The organism is Delftia sp. Cs1-4, assembly GCF_000214395.1.
GTDB classification, from domain to species: domain Bacteria; phylum Pseudomonadota; class Gammaproteobacteria; order Burkholderiales; family Burkholderiaceae_C; genus Comamonas; species Comamonas acidovorans.
In genome coordinates this window covers 4,884,596-4,900,696 of sequence record NC_015563.1, presented here as the reverse complement: position 1 = coordinate 4,900,696, position 16,101 = coordinate 4,884,596, and the positions used below count along the sequence as shown (strand labels likewise).

General features: G+C 66.5%; 8 protein-coding genes and 1 CRISPR repeat array. Of the genes, 5 read left to right on the top strand and 3 right to left on the bottom strand.

The features are described 5' to 3' along the window. Positions 1 to 163: 163 nt before the first annotated feature. Both mog and yjgA read right to left on the bottom strand, forming a co-directional pair. A complete protein-coding gene (mog, locus tag DELCS14_RS21440; protein WP_013803515.1) occupies positions 164 to 769 on the bottom strand; it encodes a molybdopterin adenylyltransferase in 606 nt (201 codons plus the stop codon). Beyond that, complete coding sequence (gene yjgA / locus DELCS14_RS21435) at positions 762 to 1,439, bottom strand: ribosome biogenesis factor YjgA (protein ID WP_013803514.1); 678 nt, start codon at positions 1,437 to 1,439, stop codon at positions 762 to 764. Before yjgA ends, mog begins: the two co-directional genes overlap by 8 nt. Positions 1,440 to 1,505: 66 nt before the next feature. Between yjgA and pmbA the strand changes: the two genes are divergently transcribed. Further along, complete coding sequence (pmbA, locus tag DELCS14_RS21430; RefSeq protein ID WP_012204243.1) at positions 1,506 to 2,915, top strand: metalloprotease PmbA; 1,410 nt, start codon at positions 1,506 to 1,508, stop codon at positions 2,913 to 2,915. 284 nt (positions 2,916 to 3,199) lie between these two features. Continuing rightward, positions 3,200 to 5,478: direct repeats of the CRISPR family, unit length 32 nt; unit sequence GTCGCGCCCCGTGCGGGCGCGTGGATTGAAAC. 218 nt (positions 5,479 to 5,696) lie between these two features. Then, positions 5,697 to 7,424, top strand: a complete 1,728-nt coding sequence (locus DELCS14_RS21425) for a methyl-accepting chemotaxis protein (protein ID WP_043796421.1) — start codon at positions 5,697 to 5,699, stop codon at positions 7,422 to 7,424. Positions 7,425 to 7,478: 54 nt separating this feature from the next. Here the strand turns inward: DELCS14_RS21425 and DELCS14_RS21420 are convergent, their stop codons facing one another. Continuing rightward, complete coding sequence (locus tag DELCS14_RS21420) at positions 7,479 to 10,862, bottom strand: mechanosensitive ion channel domain-containing protein (RefSeq protein WP_013803512.1); 3,384 nt, start codon at positions 10,860 to 10,862, stop codon at positions 7,479 to 7,481. A 372-nt stretch (positions 10,863 to 11,234) separates the two neighbouring features. Between DELCS14_RS21420 and DELCS14_RS21415 the strand changes: the two genes are divergently transcribed. From DELCS14_RS21415 to DELCS14_RS21405, 3 genes are read left to right on the top strand one after another with little or no spacing between them, the layout of a single operon-like run. After that, positions 11,235 to 13,157 carry a PrkA family serine protein kinase gene (locus DELCS14_RS21415; RefSeq protein ID WP_012204247.1) on the top strand — a complete coding sequence of 641 codons (1,923 nt, stop codon included), beginning with the start codon at positions 11,235 to 11,237 and terminating at the stop codon, positions 13,155 to 13,157. Positions 13,158 to 13,203: 46 nt separating this feature from the next. Beyond that, on the top strand, positions 13,204 to 14,472 hold the full coding sequence (locus DELCS14_RS21410; RefSeq protein WP_013803511.1) for a YeaH/YhbH family protein: 1,269 nt from the start codon (positions 13,204 to 13,206) through the stop codon (positions 14,470 to 14,472). Beyond that, positions 14,469 to 16,097: a SpoVR family protein gene (locus DELCS14_RS21405; protein ID WP_013803510.1), complete on the top strand. Its 1,629-nt coding sequence runs from the start codon at positions 14,469 to 14,471 to the stop codon at positions 16,095 to 16,097. The genes DELCS14_RS21410 and DELCS14_RS21405 overlap by 4 nt, the downstream gene beginning before the upstream one ends. The last annotated feature ends 4 nt before the right edge of the window (positions 16,098 to 16,101 follow it).

The following is a 16,101-nucleotide window of genomic DNA, read 5'->3' as shown; positions in this document are numbered from 1 at the left end:
CGCAGGGGCCGGGGTGATTCCATGCTGGCAGGGACAGGGGCCTGCCGCATTGGGGCAAGCACGGGCTTGGTGGCCCCGGTGCGACAGTCAGGCCGTGCGGCCGCAAAAAAGGCAGCCCTGAGGCTGCCTTGTTGGATGCACCGTGGGCCTCCTGGCCTGGACCTCAGTCAGCAGTGCGCGGCGCGCGCACGGCATTCTTGGGCCGGAAGGCCTTGCACACGCTGTCATCCGTTTCCAGATAAGGCCCGCCGATCAGGTCCACGCAATAGGGCACGGCCGCAAAGATGCCGTTGACCGTTTGCGTGCCATCAGGGTTTTGCAGGCCTTGCAGAGTCTCGGCAATCGCCTTGGGCTGGCCCGGCAGGTTGATGATCAGGCTCTTGCCACGGATCACCGCCACCTGGCGCGACAGAATCGCCGTGGGCACAAAGGCCAGGCTGATCTGGCGCATCTGCTCGCCAAAGCCCGGCATTTCCTTGTCGGCCACGGCCAGGGTGGCTTCGGGCGTGACATCGCGCAGAGCGGGGCCGGTGCCGCCCGTGGTCAGCACCAGGGAGCAGCCTGCATCGACCAGTTCGATCAGCGTGGCGCTGATGCCGGCCTGCTCGTCGGGGATCAGGCGCGGCTCGAACGTGATGGGGTTCCTGAGCGCGCGGGTGAGCCAGTCCTGCAGGGCCGGCAGGCCCTTGTCCTCATAGACGCCGCTGCTGGCACGGTCGCTGATCGAGACGATGCCGATGCGCACAGCGTCATGGACGGGTTCACTCATCGTCAGCTTCCTCGCCAGCGCCGTCACCGTCCTCGGCAGTCTCGCGGCCCGTGCCGCCCAACTGCTGGCGAACCAGCTGGAACAGGTCGCGGTAGGCGCGGCCCTTGCGCTGGGCCAGGCCGGTGGATTCCTGCACATTGGCCTCATGGGCGCCCGGCATGTCCTTGCGGGCCTGGCGGATCAGGGCGCGCAGCTGCTGGGTGTCGGTGTCGGGGAAATGGTCCAGCCAGATGGACAGGGCCGATTCCTCGGCAATCAGGCGGTCGCGCCATTGCTCGGCGGCGTGCAGGGCCATCTTCTCGGCGGCCGAGCCGTTGTGCTGCTCGTCCAGCGCGGCGCGCACGGCGGCGATCTCGGCCTCGTCCAGCTTGCGCATGAGCTTGCCGACGAATTGCATCTGGCGGCGCTTGCCTTCGAAATTGGTGATGCGCTTGGCCTCGGCCAGGGCATCGGCCAGCTGGTCGGGCAATTGCAGGCGCTTGAACAGGTCGGAGCGCAGCGTCAGCAAATCCTTGCCGAGGTCCTGCAGAGCGTCGGACTCGCGCTTGAGATCCGTCTTGCTGGAGTCGGGGGTGCCTTTGAGTTCGGCCTTGAGCTGCAGGTCGAGTTCGCTGCCTTCGGCAACGAAGTGACCTTTGACGTAGTAGCCTTTTTTGGGTTTGCGTGACATGGGGTAGGGGACAAATGCAGTGGCGGCGCGGAGAGCGCTGCAGTGGCGGCTATCATAGCCGCCGCTATGAAAAAACCCCGTCCCCGCTCGGCAAGCACCGCCAAACCGCAGGCTGATTCCGGCTTCAGCTACAGCCAACCGTTTTTTGAAGACTTGGTGGACCGTGCCCTGGTCCACGCCAAGAAGCTCGGCGCCACCAACGCCGGGGCCGAGGCTTCCGAGGGCTGCGGCCTGAGCGTGAGCGTGCGCAAGGGGGCTTTGGAGACCGTGGAGCGCAACCGCGACAAGTCGTTGGGCGTGACCGTCTACCTGGGCAACCGCCGTGGCAACGCCAGCACCTCGGACTTCTCGGATGCCGCCATCCAGCAGACCGTGCAGGCCGCCTACGACATCGCACGCTTCACGGCCGAAGATCCCATGGCCGGCCTGCCCGATGCGGCCGACATCGCCCAGCCCGGCACCCACCGCGACCTGCAGCTGTTCCACCCCTGGGACCTCACCAGCGAGGCTGCGGCCGAACTGGCGCTGCAATGCGAGGAAGCCGCGCTGCGCACGCACAAGCGCATCACCAACAGTGAAGGCGCGGGCGTTTCGGCCCAGCAAAGCCATTTCTTCAGCGCCCACACCAATGGTTTCCGTGGCGGCTACGCCAGCTCGCGCCACAGCCTGTCGGTGGCGCCCATCGCCTCGCTGCCCGGGCGCAATGGCGAGATGCAGCGCGACGCCTGGTACAGCTCCATGCGCAACGCGGCCGACCTTGCCTCGCCCGAAGCCGTGGGCCGCTACGCCGCCCAGCGCGCCCTGAGCCGCCTGGGCAGCCGCAAGATCCCGACCACCGAATGCCCGGTGCTGTTCGAGTCCACGCTGGCCGCAGGCCTGCTGGGCAGCTTCGTGCAGGCCGTCAGCGGCGGCGCGCTGTACCGCCGCAGCACCTTCCTGCTCGACTCGCTGGGCAAGCCCGTCTTCCCCAAGCACATCGACATCACGGAAGACCCCTTCATCCTCGGTGGCAAGGGCAGCTCGCCCTTCGACGAGGAAGGCGTGCGCGTGCAGGCCCGCAAGGTGGTGGATGCCGGCCGCGTCGAGGGCTACTTCCTGTCCAGCTACTCGGCCCGCAAGCTGGGCATGAAGACCACCGGCAATGCCGGCGGATCGCACAACCTGGTCATGACCTCGCGCCGCACCAAGGCCGGCGACGACCTGCCCGCCATGCTCAAGAAGCTGGGCACGGGCCTGTTCGTGATCGAGCTCATGGGCCAGGGCGTGAACTACGTGACCGGCGACTACTCGCGCGGTGTCAGCGGCTTCTGGGTGGAAAACGGCGAAATCGCCTTCCCCGTGCATGAGATCACCATCGCCGGCAATCTCAAGGACATGCTCAAGGGCATCGAGGCCGTGGGCGCAGATGCCTACAACTACGGCGCCAAGACCGTGGGCTCGATCCTGATCAACCGGATGAAGGTGGCGGGCAGCTGATCGGCTTGCGGCTGCGCATGCTGATGAAGAGCGGCCTGAAAGGCCGCTTTTTTGTGGGCACCCAGTCACCGCGTGCCCCGGCCGCAGTTGGCCGCACCAGCTCGCGTCCCGCGAACCCCAAGTGACCTTTGTCCTCCCCTGAGGTTCGCATTTCTGCAAGCCGTTGTTTTTGTTGAGGCATCACTGCGTCTGTCGTGGTCCTTGCCGTTTTTTCGGGACAGAGCGCGCAGGTTCGCGATGGCGAAGCTTTTTTTGCAGTGGTACGGCTGGGTTATAAGCATGCCGTCGCGCCCCGTGCGGGCGCGTGGATTGAAACACGCTCAAGGGTGAGGGCTGTACGCATGCCCGTCGTCGCGCCCCGTGCGGGCGCGTGGATTGAAACAACCAGGTCGAACACCCTGGTGCGTCGTAGCGCACGTCGCGCCCCGTGCGGGCGCGTGGATTGAAACGCCCGATGTACGAGGACTGGGTGACGGATGCCAAGTCGCGCCCCGTGCGGGCGCGTGGATTGAAACGATCAGCCGGCCATGAGCGTGCATGGCCTCATCAGGTCGCGCCCCGTGCGGGCGCGTGGATTGAAACCCCACTTCTTGAACTCTTCGGACGTGCCGAACTTGTCGCGCCCCGTGCGGGCGCGTGGATTGAAACATCTGCACACAGCCCGAAATGCCCTGCCAGCCTGGTCGCGCCCCGTGCGGGCGCGTGGATTGAAACCCCATACGGCACCCGCTTATGACCAGGTGACGGGTCGCGCCCCGTGCGGGCGCGTGGATTGAAACGCCCGATGTACGAGGACTGGGTGACGGATGCCAAGTCGCGCCCCGTGCGGGCGCGTGGATTGAAACAACTGGCTGAGCAGCACGACCGTGATGCGCAGCGTCGCGCCCCGTGCGGGCGCGTGGATTGAAACGTGGTGCGCGGCCCTTGTGGCAGGATCGTGCACAGGTCGCGCCCCGTGCGGGCGCGTGGATTGAAACGCCCATGAGGCACTGATCTACGGAGTCGCCGCTTGTCGCGCCCCGTGCGGGCGCGTGGATTGAAACAGGTCTACGCTCAAACAGAAGCGCCTCCACAGCCGTCGCGCCCCGTGCGGGCGCGTGGATTGAAACTTTGGAGCCGAAATAGAACGACCTACCCCGGCCGTCGCGCCCCGTGCGGGCGCGTGGATTGAAACCACCGCTTGCCTGACTCGCTGTAGCGTCTGCTGTGTCGCGCCCCGTGCGGGCGCGTGGATTGAAACATGGCCCGCGTCAGGCGCATCGGCACCAGAGCGAGTCGCGCCCCGTGCGGGCGCGTGGATTGAAACTTCCTAAAGGGACCGCTGATGACGTTGCAGAGGAGTCGCGCCCCGTGCGGGCGCGTGGATTGAAACATTTCCACAAAAATACGCTAGGAGAACGTATGCGGTCGCGCCCCGTGCGGGCGCGTGGATTGAAACCACTCCAGCGAAGCAGAAGATTGGCAGGTGCTGCAGTCGCGCCCCGTGCGGGCGCGTGGATTGAAACCGGCCTGACCCGCACATCCCGACGCAGGGCGACGTCGCGCCCCGTGCGGGCGCGTGGATTGAAACAACGTCGATATCGCCTGCGACATTTGCAAGCTGGGTCGCGCCCCGTGCGGGCGCGTGGATTGAAACAAGCCTGAGATTGACGGCGAGGGCTGGCTCGTCAAGGTCGCGCCCCGTGCGGGCGCGTGGATTGAAACGAGATGGGTAAGCCGGTGGACCTGGGCTGGTTCGTCGCGCCCCGTGCGGGCGCGTGGATTGAAACTGCACTTGGGCGGCCAGTTGGCACAGGGGGCAATCGTCGCGCCCCGTGCGGGCGCGTGGATTGAAACGTGCGCTCCATTGCCCTCACCGGCAATGCTTCGGGTCGCGCCCCGTGCGGGCGCGTGGATTGAAACTTCAGCATCGTTCTGGCGTCATGCACCAGTTCGGTCGCGCCCCGTGCGGGCGCGTGGATTGAAACCGTGCTGCGCGCGTCAAGACCGTGACCGCGGACGTCGCGCCCCGTGCGGGCGCGTGGATTGAAACTGGCTGGATAGCCGATGCTAGGCGTCACAGCAGGAGTCGCGCCCCGTGCGGGCGCGTGGATTGAAACAGGAAACGCAGGTCTGCCACGTCGATCATCGTCAGTCGCGCCCCGTGCGGGCGCGTGGATTGAAACGTCATCGAAGACCTGGGCAAGGCCGTGCTGATCGAGTCGCGCCCCGTGCGGGCGCGTGGATTGAAACTACCAGGGCAGCGGCGTGCTGGCCCGCGAAACCAGGTCGCGCCCCGTGCGGGCGCGTGGATTGAAACGGCAGCGGCTGGGTGCCGGGCAACCAGCTGCGCATGTCGCGCCCCGTGCGGGCGCGTGGATTGAAACTTCTCCATCGAGCGCACGCGCACCGATGGCGGCGGTCGCGCCCCGTGCGGGCGCGTGGATTGAAACCAAAGAGGGGGTGCTATGGGCCTGTTTGTAATCAGGTCGCGCCCCGTGCGGGCGCGTGGATTGAAACTCGCCAAAGCTGCCCGCGACTCTCCCGCCTCCGTCGCGCCCCATGCGGGCATGTGGATTGAAACATGGCCATCAAGCGCGAAATGACGGTTCGTGCAATCGCTGGCAGCCCGATGCCTGCATGTCGGCAAGGCGCTGTCCTACCGGATGTGCAGGGTTTGGGAAGGCGACGCAACTGATTCAAATTGTCAAATTTGTTCATGAATGTGTTTCTTCCGTGCCAGCAGTCTGGCCGGTTTGCGTAGGTGGTTCGAGGGAGAGCGACGTGGGTTTTCTGAGGCGTATGAAGTTGGGAACCATGCTGGGCATGGGTTTTTTCGCGGTGATCGTGGTTTGCGTATGCGTGGCGGCCTTCGGCTGGATGAAGTTGCGTGACCAGGGCGAGCAGCTGCGCGTGCTGGCCGAGGACCGCATGGGCAATCTGGCCCGGCTGCAATCGCTCAAGGACAACGCCAATGCGTCGGCGCGGGTGGTGCGCAATCTGGCGCTGATCACCGATCCGGCGCAGATGGCCGAGGAGAGCCGCCGGCTGGATGAGGTGGTTGCCAGGAACGGCCTGGTCATGAAGGAGTTGGACCAGCGCCTGCAGACCGAGCAGGCGCGCCGGCTCTTTGCCGACATACGTCAGGCGCGCCAGCCGTTCGTGGAGACCATGCGCCAGGCCGGTGACCTGGGCCTGGCCAACCAGGGCGATGCCGCCAGGGATCTGATCATGGGGCGCCTGCGCTCCTTGCAGACGACCTATTTCGATGCGGTCGAGGCGCTGGTCGATTACCAGAAGGCACAGACGCAGGCCACCGTGGACGGCTCGCTGCGCCGCGTGGCCGAAGACGGCGTGGCCATGCTGGTGCTGACGCTGCTGGCCGCCGCGCTGGGCGGTCTGGTGGCCTGGATGATCACCAGGACGGTCAAGCAGCAGCTGGGCGGAGAGCCGTCCTATGCCGCCGGGGTGGCGCGCCAGATCGCGCAGGGCGATTTGTCCGTGCGGGTGCAATTGGCGCCCGGCGACACCTCCAGCCTGCTGCGCGCCATGGAGGACATGCGGGCCGGCCTGGCGCGCGTGGTCGCCGATGTGCGGCAAAGCAGTGAATCGATTGCGACCGGCGCCAGCCAGATTGCCTCGGGCAATGCGGACCTGAGCCAGCGCACGGAAGAGCAGGCCAGCAATCTGGAGCAGACCGCTGCCTCCATGGAGGAGATGAACGCCACCGTCAAGCTCAATGCCGATACGGTGCGTACCGCCACCCAGCTGGCCGCTTCGTCGAGCCAGGCCGCCACCGGCGGCGGCAAGATCGTGGACCGCGTTGTGGCCACCATGGAGCAGATCACCGCCAGTTCCCGGAAGATCGAGGACATCATCGGCGTGATCGACTCCATTGCCTTCCAGACCAACATCCTGGCGCTCAATGCCGCCGTGGAGGCAGCGCGGGCGGGCGAGCAGGGGCGCGGCTTTGCCGTGGTGGCATCCGAAGTGCGCAGCCTGGCCCAGCGCAGCGCGGGGGCAGCCAAGGAGATCAAGGCCCTGATAGGCGAGAGCGTGTCCAAGGTGGACGAGGGCTCGGGCCTGGTGAGCGAGACGGGTTCCGCGATGAAGGACATCGTCCAGCAGGCGCAGCGCGTTGCCGACCTGATCGGCGAAATAGGCGCGGCCACGGCCGAGCAGGCCGACGGTGTGGCGCAGGTGGGCGATGCCGTCGTTCAGCTCGACCAGGTCACGCAGCAGAATGCGGCCCTGGTCGAGGAATCGGCGGCGGCTGCTGCGAGCCTGAATGCGCAGGCTGCCAGGCTGGTCGATCTGGTCAGTCTGTTCAAGCTGGACGGGGTGTCCTCGTCCGTGCCCCTGCCCGCGTCCTCACCGGGCCAGGCGCCAGCGCCAGCCGCCGCAGGCGGCAAGGGCGGCCAGCGGACGATGGCGTCCGCAGCGGCACCCAGGGTTGCTGCAGCGCCTGCCAAGGTCACCCCGCTGCGCAATACGGGCGAGCGTGTGGACGAGAACTGGGAAGTGTTCTGACCGCGAGCGGGGCAATGCCGCGCTGTGAGCGTGGAGTCGGGGGACTTGCCGGCCTCATGCCGTCGGATGGGGTGGGGTCTGCCCAGGCGCCTGCCCAGGTGCCTGCCCCGGTGCATGGGCCGGCATGTTGCGCACATGCAGGTCCAGCTGCGGGAAGGCCACGGCAATGCCAGCGTCCTTGAGCCGGTCGTTGACGCGGCGGTTGAGGTCGTGGCGCACGGGCAGGCGGTCTTCGACCTTGCCCACGTAGGCGCGCAGCTCGAAGCGCTGGCCGTTGCCTTCCAGCGCCATGAACCAGCAGTTGGGCTCGGGTTCGCGCAGCACCTGGGGGTGTTCCCTGGCAATGGCCAGCAGCATGTCGCGCACTCGCTCGGGGTCATTGCCGTGGGCCACGGGCACGTCGATCACCAGGCGGGTCACGTCGTCGCTCAAGGTCCAGTTCGTCACCTGGCCCGTGATGAAGGTCTTGTTGGGGATGACGATTTCCTTGTTGTCGAAGTCCAGCACCGTGGTGGCCCGCGTGCGGATGCGCGTGACGGTGCCGGTGAGGGTGTCGATGGTGATGACATCGCCCACGCGGAAGGGCCGCTCCACCAGCAGGATCAGGCCCGAGACGAAGTTGGCGAAGATCTCCTGCAGGCCGAAGCCCAGGCCCACGGTGAGCGCCGCCACCATCCACTGCAGCTGTCCCCAGCGCAGGCCCAGCAGCGTGAAGGCGCTGACCGTGCCCGCGATGGTGATGGCGTAGCGCGCCAGCGTGGCCAGGGTGTAGCGCGCGGAGCTGCTGATGCGGTTGGAGGCCGACAGCGTCACTTCCAGCAGGCCCGGCAGGTTGCGTGCAAAGCTGAAGGTGAGCAGCAGGATCATCACGCCCAGCAGCGCATCCATCAGGCTCACGGGGGCGGCATGCGCGATGCCGTCGGCGCCGGTGTTGGTGGTGTACCAGAGCACCACGCCTTCGGAGCGCAGCAGCGCAGGCAGCACGGGCAGCCAGGCGTAGACCAGGGTCAGCACGACCAGCACCTGCTGCAGCAGGCCCAGCAGCCTGTGAGCCTGGGCGCCCACGGTGACCAGGGCCATCTGGGTGGCTTCGTCGGTGGGGGCCTTGCCGGTGTCCACGCCCGAGCCGCTCTGGGCCAGCCTGGCGGCTTCGCGCAGCCGGTTCAGCGCCAGGCGCCGTTCGCCCAGCAGCAGCCAGCGCCGCAGCAGGTTGACCACGACCTCGACCGCGCCCAGGAACACGAAGCTGGCCATCAGGGCCTGGATGAATTCGGTGGCCGTGTAGACATAGCCGAGCACGATGCCCACGGCCAGCGCGCTGAGCATGAGCATCAGCACCACGCTGACGATCTGGCCCCAGTGGATGCCGGGCCGCTTTTGCTGCATGACACGGCGAAAGTACAGCCAGGCCATCCAGGCCAGGCCCAGCGACAGCATGAGGATGGAGATGCGTCCCCAGGTGCTGATGGCGTGGTTGTCATGGCTGTAGAAGGCCAGGCCGCCCAGCAGTTCGGCAGGCACGATCAGCCAGGCGGCGCGGCGCACCATCTGGCGCAGCATCTGCACGCGAGCGGCCGGCCAACCGAAGTGGGCCAGTGCCAGCCCGCCCGGGCAGAACAGGGCGTTGAGCAAGGTGGCCACGAAGATGAAATCGCTGAGCTGGACCAGGGTGGCGCCCAGCGGCTCCAGCGCCGTGCCCACGGTTTCGGGGCCTTGCAGCAGGCTGCCCAGCGCCGCGGCCGCAAAGCTCCAGGGCAGGGTGTAGAGCAGGCTCCAGCCCAGCGCGAGCAGGCTCAGCCCGAAGTTGTCGCGCATGAAGTCGCCCACGCGCACGGCGATGGACTGCAGCTGGCGCAGCGCGTAGCGGCGCAGGCCCAGCAGCAGGGCCACGATCAGGCCGACGGCGCCAAAGGCCCAGGGATCGTTCCAGATGCTGGCGGCCAGGGCGCGCGCGGTTTTCCAGGGGGAGCTGCTGCCTTCGATGTCCTGCTCCAGCGCCTGCCACTCGCTGAGCCAGGTGCGGTCCATGGGGCGGTGGCTGGGGAACCACAGCAGTTCCTTGTCCAGCACCTGGCGCAGTTCGTTGCCGCTGCGCAGGGCGGCGCGCAGGGCTTCATCGGTCTGCTCCAGCACGGCAATGCGGCGCAGCAAAACGGGCTGCAATTGATCGGTGAGCGCCACCTGCCGGGCCAGCAGGGCGGTCTGCTGTGCCGAGGTGGAGGCATTGATGGCCGTGGTGGCGCTGGCGGCAGGTTCAGGTGCCGCCACGCCGCCTGCATCCGCAGCGTCGGCCGGGGCCTGTGCCGCCGTGTCCGCGCCGGGGTTCTGGCGCCATTTGCTGGAGTTGAACAGCATCAGCCGCAGCTCGGCCAGCTGGCGCTGCACGGCGCGGTGCCTGGACTGCAAGGTGTTGCCGGAGGACAGCTCCACGCGCTGCTGCCACAGCCACTGGCCCACGGCCGCGCTGCCACCGCCCAGCCGCAGGCGTGCCTGGGTGTCGCGCAGCGTGGCGCTCAATTGGTCGCGGACATATTCGTCATTGGCCAGGGTCTTGCGCTCCTGCGCCAGTTCATTGGAGTTCTTGAGGATCTGCGCGGCCAGCGCCGCATTGCGCTGGGCCAGGTCGCGTATGGCGGGATCGGCGGCGGAAGCGTGCTGGGCGGCCAGCTCCATCTCCTGCACCTGCTGCTCCAGTTGCTGGCGGCTGCGCTCGGCAATGCGCTGGGTCAGCCAGGCGGCGCGCGGTATGCGCTCGAGCAGCTCGCGGCGCTGGGCCTGCAACTGGGCGGCCAGCAGGCGCTGGCGGGCTTCGATGGTGGACTGCTCTTCCTGGCGCAGCGCCAGCTCCAGCAGGGCGCGGCGGTGCTCTGCGCTGCGCCTTGCCTGGCGGGCCTGGGTGAGGTCGGGGGCTTCGCCGGGCTCGGCGGTCACGGGCTCGGCGTTTTCCTGCGCGCGTTGTTGGAGGATGGACAAATCGATCCGCCCCGGGCCGGGCTGCGAGACCAGGTTGGCCTGGTCGGCCGCGGATTTTTCGATGCCCACCTTGAGTGCGGCGATGGCATCGCGCTCATCGGCCAGCAGCCGCTCCAGCACTTCCTGGCTGGCGTTGGCGGGAACGCGTTCCTTCCAGCGATCGAACAGGCTGCCCAGCTGCTCGTCGCTCAGCGGCGCGGGCAGGGCAGGCACGGGCGTGCGTGCCCTGGCGCGCAGGCGGTCCAGTTCCTGCGCCAGCGCATCGGCTTCCTTTGTCGCCGATGCGGCCGCATCCAGTTGGGCCTGAATGGCGTTGCTTCGTTCCTTGTCGGACGCGGCACCACCGCCCAGGGTGCCCTGCAAGGCACCCAAAGGGCCTGCTGCCGGTGCGGCCTTGGCCAGGTCCGGTGCCAGCAGGGCGAGCAGCAGGCCGAGCACCAGGCTCATGGCCCACAGCAGGTGCATCGGCGTCACGGCAGCCAGTTTGCGCGATGGGCGACCGGCGGCAAGTAGGGGGTTGTCGGCAGGAGACATCGGTTCTGAATTCGGGCCTGTGCCGCTGTGTGAGTGCGGACTATCATTTGTCAAAAGTGGGAGCGTCAGGCGCTGTATTCACGGGCCTTGCTGCAGGCCCGGCTGGCTCAAGCCCCTGTCCCGGCGCCGCAAAAAGCGGGGTAGTCCAGGAACCTGACATTGTGACCTCGCGCGCAATGCAGACATGTGGGACGTATGAGCTATTCAAAGCCGATGCAAGGTGCTACAACAGTTCCACACGGTAGCGAATGCCTTGCAACTTCGCGGCACTGTTCGCCCTCGGGTGCCGCCGGGAGAGGTCGTATGGATGTCATCAGCAACTCGGCTGCACGTTACGTTCGCCTTCGCGAAGAAGAGATGTCGCTGGACGAATTTCTCGCCCTGTGCCAGCGCGATCCCATGGCTTACGAAGGTGCTGCCCAGCGCATGCTGGCAGCCATCGGCGAACCTGAAATGGTGGACACGCGCAATGATCCACGCCAGTCGCGGCTGTTTGCCAACAAGGTCATCCGGCGCTATCCGGCCTTCGCCGAGTTCTACGGCATGGAAGACTCCATCGAGCAGGTGGTGAGCTTCTTCCGCCATGCGGCCCAGGGCCTGGAAGAGCGCAAGCAGATCCTCTATCTGCTGGGCCCCGTGGGCGGTGGCAAGAGCTCCATCGCCGAGCGCCTCAAATACCTGATGCAGAAGGTGCCGTTTTACGCCCTCAAGGGCTCGCCCGTGAACGAGTCGCCGCTGGGCCTGTTCGACCCCGTGGAGGACGGGCCGCTGCTGGAGGAGCAGTTCGGCATTCCCCGGCGCTGCCTCAACCATGTGCTGTCGCCCTGGGCCGTCAAGCGCCTGGAGGAGCTGGGCGGCGATATCCGCCAGTTCCGCGTGGTCAAGCGCTATCCCAGCATCTCCAGGCAGGTGGGCATTGCCAAGACCGAGCCGGGCGACGAGAACAACCAGGACATCTCCAGCCTGGTGGGCAAGGTGGACATCCGCAAGCTGGAGAACTTTGCCCAGGACGACACCGACGCGTACAGCTACTCGGGCGGCCTGTGCCTGGCCAACCAGGGCCTGCTGGAGTTCGTGGAAATGTTCAAGGCGCCCATCAAGGTGCTGCACCCGCTGCTGACGGCCACCCAGGAGAGCAACTACAAGGGAACGGAAGGCTTTGGCGCCATTCCCTTCGACGGCATGGTGCTGGCCCACAGCAACGAGAGCGAGTGGAAGGCCTTCCGCAACAACCGCAACAACGAGGCCTTCCTGGACCGCGTTTACATCGTCAAGGTGCCGTACTGCCTGCGCGTTTCCGAGGAGGTGCGCATCTACGAGAAGCTGATCCGCGAGTCGTCCCTGGCCAGCGCCGTGTGCGCGCCCGGCACGCTCAAGATGATGGCCCAGTTCGCCGTGCTCACGCGGCTGAAGGAGCCCGAGAACTCCAGCATCTTCAGCAAGATGCAGGTGTATGACGGCGAAAGCCTCAAGGACACGGACCCGCGCGCCAAGAGCTTCCAGGAGTACCGCGACTATGCGGGCGTGGACGAGGGCATGTCGGGCATCTCCACGCGCTTCGCGTTCAAGATCCTGTCCAAGGTCTTCAACTACGACAGCACCGAGGTGGCGGCCAACCCGGTCCACCTGATGTATGTGCTGGAGCAGCAGATCGAGCGCGAGCAGTTCCCGGCCGAGCTGGAGACCAAGTACACCAGCTACATCAAGGAGTACCTGTCGCCGCACTATGCCGAGTTCATCGGCAAGGAAATCCAGACCGCCTATCTGGAAAGCTACAGCGAGTACGGCCAGAACATCTTCGACCGCTACGTCACCTACGCCGACTACTGGATACAGGACAGCGAGTACCGCGACAACGATACCGGCGAGGCCTTCGACCGCAACGCGCTCAATGCCGAGATGGAGAAGGTCGAGAAGCCCGCGGGCATTGCCAATGCCAAGGACTTCCGCAACGAGATCGTCAACTTCGTGCTGCGCGCGCGGGCCAACAACCAGGGCAAGAACCCCAGCTGGACCAGCTACGAGAAGCTGCGCGTGGTGATAGAGAAGAAGATGTTCTCCAATACCGAGGAGCTGCTGCCCGTGATCAGCTTCAATGCCAAGGCCAGTGCCGAGGACGCGCGCAAGCACGAGGACTTCGTCACCCGCATGGAGGCCAAGGGCTATACGTCCAAGCAGGTGCGCCTGCTGTGCGAGTGGTACCTGCGCGTTCGCAAGAGCAACTGACGGGTGGGTGCGCCGCCCTTCGGCGCGCCCGGGCTGGGGGGAACAGATGGCATTGCAAATCATCGATCGCAGGCTGGCCGGCAAGAACAAGTCGGTGGGCAACCGCGAGCGCTTCGTGCGCCGCTACAAGGCGCAGATCGCCGAGGCGGTGCGCCGCGCGGTGGACAAGCGCGGCATCCGCCACATGGAGGAGTCCGAGAGCGTCTCCATCCCGCGCAAGGACATCCGCGAGCCCGTGTTCCACCACGGGCAGGGCGGCGTCCATGACACGGTGCACCCGGGCAACACCGAGCATGTGCGCGGTGACCGCATTGCCCGGCCGCAGGGCGGAGGAGGAGGCGGTGGCTCCCAGGCCAGCGACAGCGGCGAGGGCGAGGACGACTTCACCTTCACCCTGACCAAGGAAGAGTTCATGGAACTGTTCTTTGAAGACCTGGCCCTGCCGCGGCTGCTGCGCACCCACATCGGCAACACCATGCAGTACAAGACGCGCCGCGCCGGCTACAGCCACGACGGCACGCCGCACAACCTGGCGCTGCTGCGCACCATGCGCGGCGCCCTGGGCCGGCGCATTGCGCTGACCAAGGCGCCGCACCGCGAACTCAAGGCACTGGAGGAGCAGCTGCAAGCGCTGCTGGCGCAGGACGATGGCACCAGCGAGGCGGCGGCCGAGCTGCAGCAGCGCATCGACGCGCTGAAGCTGCGCATGGGCACGGTGGCCTTTCTCGACCCCATCGACCTGCGGTTTCGCAACCGCACGCGCGTGCCTGCGCCCATCAGCCAGGCCGTGATGTTCTGCGTGATGGATGTGTCCGGCTCCATGGACCAGGACCGCAAGGACCTGGCCAAGCGCTTCTTCATCCTGCTGTACCTGTTCCTGACGCGGCACTACGAGAAGATCGACATCGTCTTCATCCGCCACCACACGCAGGCGGCCGAGGTCAGCGAGGACGAGTTCTTCCACTCCCAGGAAAGCGGCGGCACGGTGGTCAGCAGTGCGCTGGTGCTGCTGGACCAGATCATCCGCGCGCGCTATCCGTCCGGGGACTGGAACATCTACGTGGCCCAGGCCAGCGATGGCGACAACTTCGGCGACGACGGATCCAACTGCCGCAACCTGCTGGTCGAGAAAATCCTGCCGCTGGTGCGCTACTTCGCCTATGTGCAGGTGGTGCAGGAAGAGCAGAGCCTGTGGCAGGAGTACAGCCAGGTGCTGCCGCTGTTCTCGCACTTCGCCATGCGCAAGGTGTCGGACGCCAGCGAGATCTATCCCGTGTTCCGCGACCTGTTCAAGAAAGAGGGGGTATCGGTATGAACCTCTCTCACTATCCCGTGCTGGCGCCCCGCCATGCCACGCCGCAGTGGAAATCCCATCTGGCCAGCGACCGGGCCCAGCGCATCGTGCCCTCCGCGCCGCTGCCGGCGGGGGCGCGGCCAGCCGAGCCTCTGCCCGATCCCAGCGACTGGACCTTCGAGCTCATCGAGCGCTATCACGCAGCGATTGCGGCCGCCGCCGAACGCTACGGCCTGGACACCTATCCCAACCAGCTGGAAGTGATCTCGGCCGAGCAGATGATGGACGCCTACGCCAGCGTGGGCATGCCCGTGGGCTACCGCCACTGGAGCTATGGCAAGGAATACATGGCGACGGAGAGGCGCTACCGGCGCGGCCACATGGGCCTGGCCTACGAGATCGTCATCAACTCCAATCCCTGCATCAGCTATCTGATGGAGGAGAACACCACCGCCATGCAGGCCCTGGTGATCGCCCATGCGGCGTACGGCCACAACAGCTTCTTCAAGAACAACTACCTGTTCGGCATGTGGACGGATGCGGGCAGCATCATCGACTACCTGGTCTATGCGCGCGACTTCATCTCCCAGTGCGAGGAGCGCCATGGCCTGACGACGGTGGAGCAATGGCTGGACTCCTGCCACGCCCTGTCCAACCTGGGCGTGGACCGTTACCGCCGCCCCTCCAAGAAAAGCCTGGCGCGCGAGCGGGCCGAGCGCGAGCAGCGCGAGGCCTATGCCCAGCAGCAGGTCAACGAGCTGTGGCGCACCCTGCCGGCGCGTCCCGGCAAGGACAGCGCGGCGCAGCACAGCGAGCGCTTTCCCAAGGAGCCCGAGGAAAACCTGCTGTACTTCATCGAGAAGAACGCCCCGCTGCTGGAGCCGTGGCAGCGCGAGATCGTGCGCATCGTGCGCAAGATCGCCCAGTACTTCTACCCGCAGCGCCAGACCCAGGTGATGAACGAGGGCTGGGCCACGTTCTGGCACTACACCCTGCTCAACACCCTGTACGACGAAGGCTGGCTGACCGACGGCGTGATGATCGAATGGCTGTCCTCCCACACCAACGTGATCTACCAGCCGCCCGCCGGACACCGCGCCTACAGCGGCATCAATCCCTATGCGCTGGGCTTTGCCATGTACCGCGACATCCGCCGCATCTGCCAGGACCCGACCGAGGAAGACCGCCGCTGGTTCCCCGACCTGGCCGGCACGCCCTGGCTGCCGGCGCTGCACCATGCCATGCAGAACTTCAAGGACGAGAGCTTTGTCGGCCAGTACCTGAGCCCGCAGCTGATGCGCGACATGCGCCTGTTCTCCATCCACGACGATGCCAGCGAACGCGAGTTGCTGGTCAGCGCCATCCACGACGACGACGGCTACCGCACCCTGCGCCAGACCCTGTCGCAGCAGTACGACCTGGGCGCGCGCGAGCCCAATATCCAGGTCTGGAACGTGAACCTGCGCGGCGACCGCTGCCTGACCCTGCGCCACACGCGCTACCAGGGCCGGCCCCTGTCCGACGATGCGCTGGAAGTGCTCAAGCACGCAGCGCGCCTGTGGGGCTTTGGCGTGCAGATGGAAAGCGTCAACGGCGATGGCGACGCGCCCGTGCTGCTGCACTCCGTGCCCGCGCCACCGGCCTGATCAG

Coding starts and splice junctions, on each gene's coding strand:
- mog (WP_013803515.1), bottom strand. CDS start 769: ATGAGTGAACCCGTCCATGACGCTGTGCGCATCGGCATCGTCTCGATC.
- yjgA (WP_013803514.1), bottom strand. CDS start 1,439: ATGTCACGCAAACCCAAAAAAGGCTACTACGTCAAAGGTCACTTCGTT.
- pmbA (WP_012204243.1), top strand. CDS start 1,506: ATGAAAAAACCCCGTCCCCGCTCGGCAAGCACCGCCAAACCGCAGGCT.
- DELCS14_RS21425 (WP_043796421.1), top strand. CDS start 5,697: ATGAAGTTGGGAACCATGCTGGGCATGGGTTTTTTCGCGGTGATCGTG.
- DELCS14_RS21420 (WP_013803512.1), bottom strand. CDS start 10,862: ATGCACCTGCTGTGGGCCATGAGCCTGGTGCTCGGCCTGCTGCTCGCC.
- DELCS14_RS21415 (WP_012204247.1), top strand. CDS start 11,235: ATGGATGTCATCAGCAACTCGGCTGCACGTTACGTTCGCCTTCGCGAA.
- DELCS14_RS21410 (WP_013803511.1), top strand. CDS start 13,204: ATGGCATTGCAAATCATCGATCGCAGGCTGGCCGGCAAGAACAAGTCG.
- DELCS14_RS21405 (WP_013803510.1), top strand. CDS start 14,469: ATGAACCTCTCTCACTATCCCGTGCTGGCGCCCCGCCATGCCACGCCG.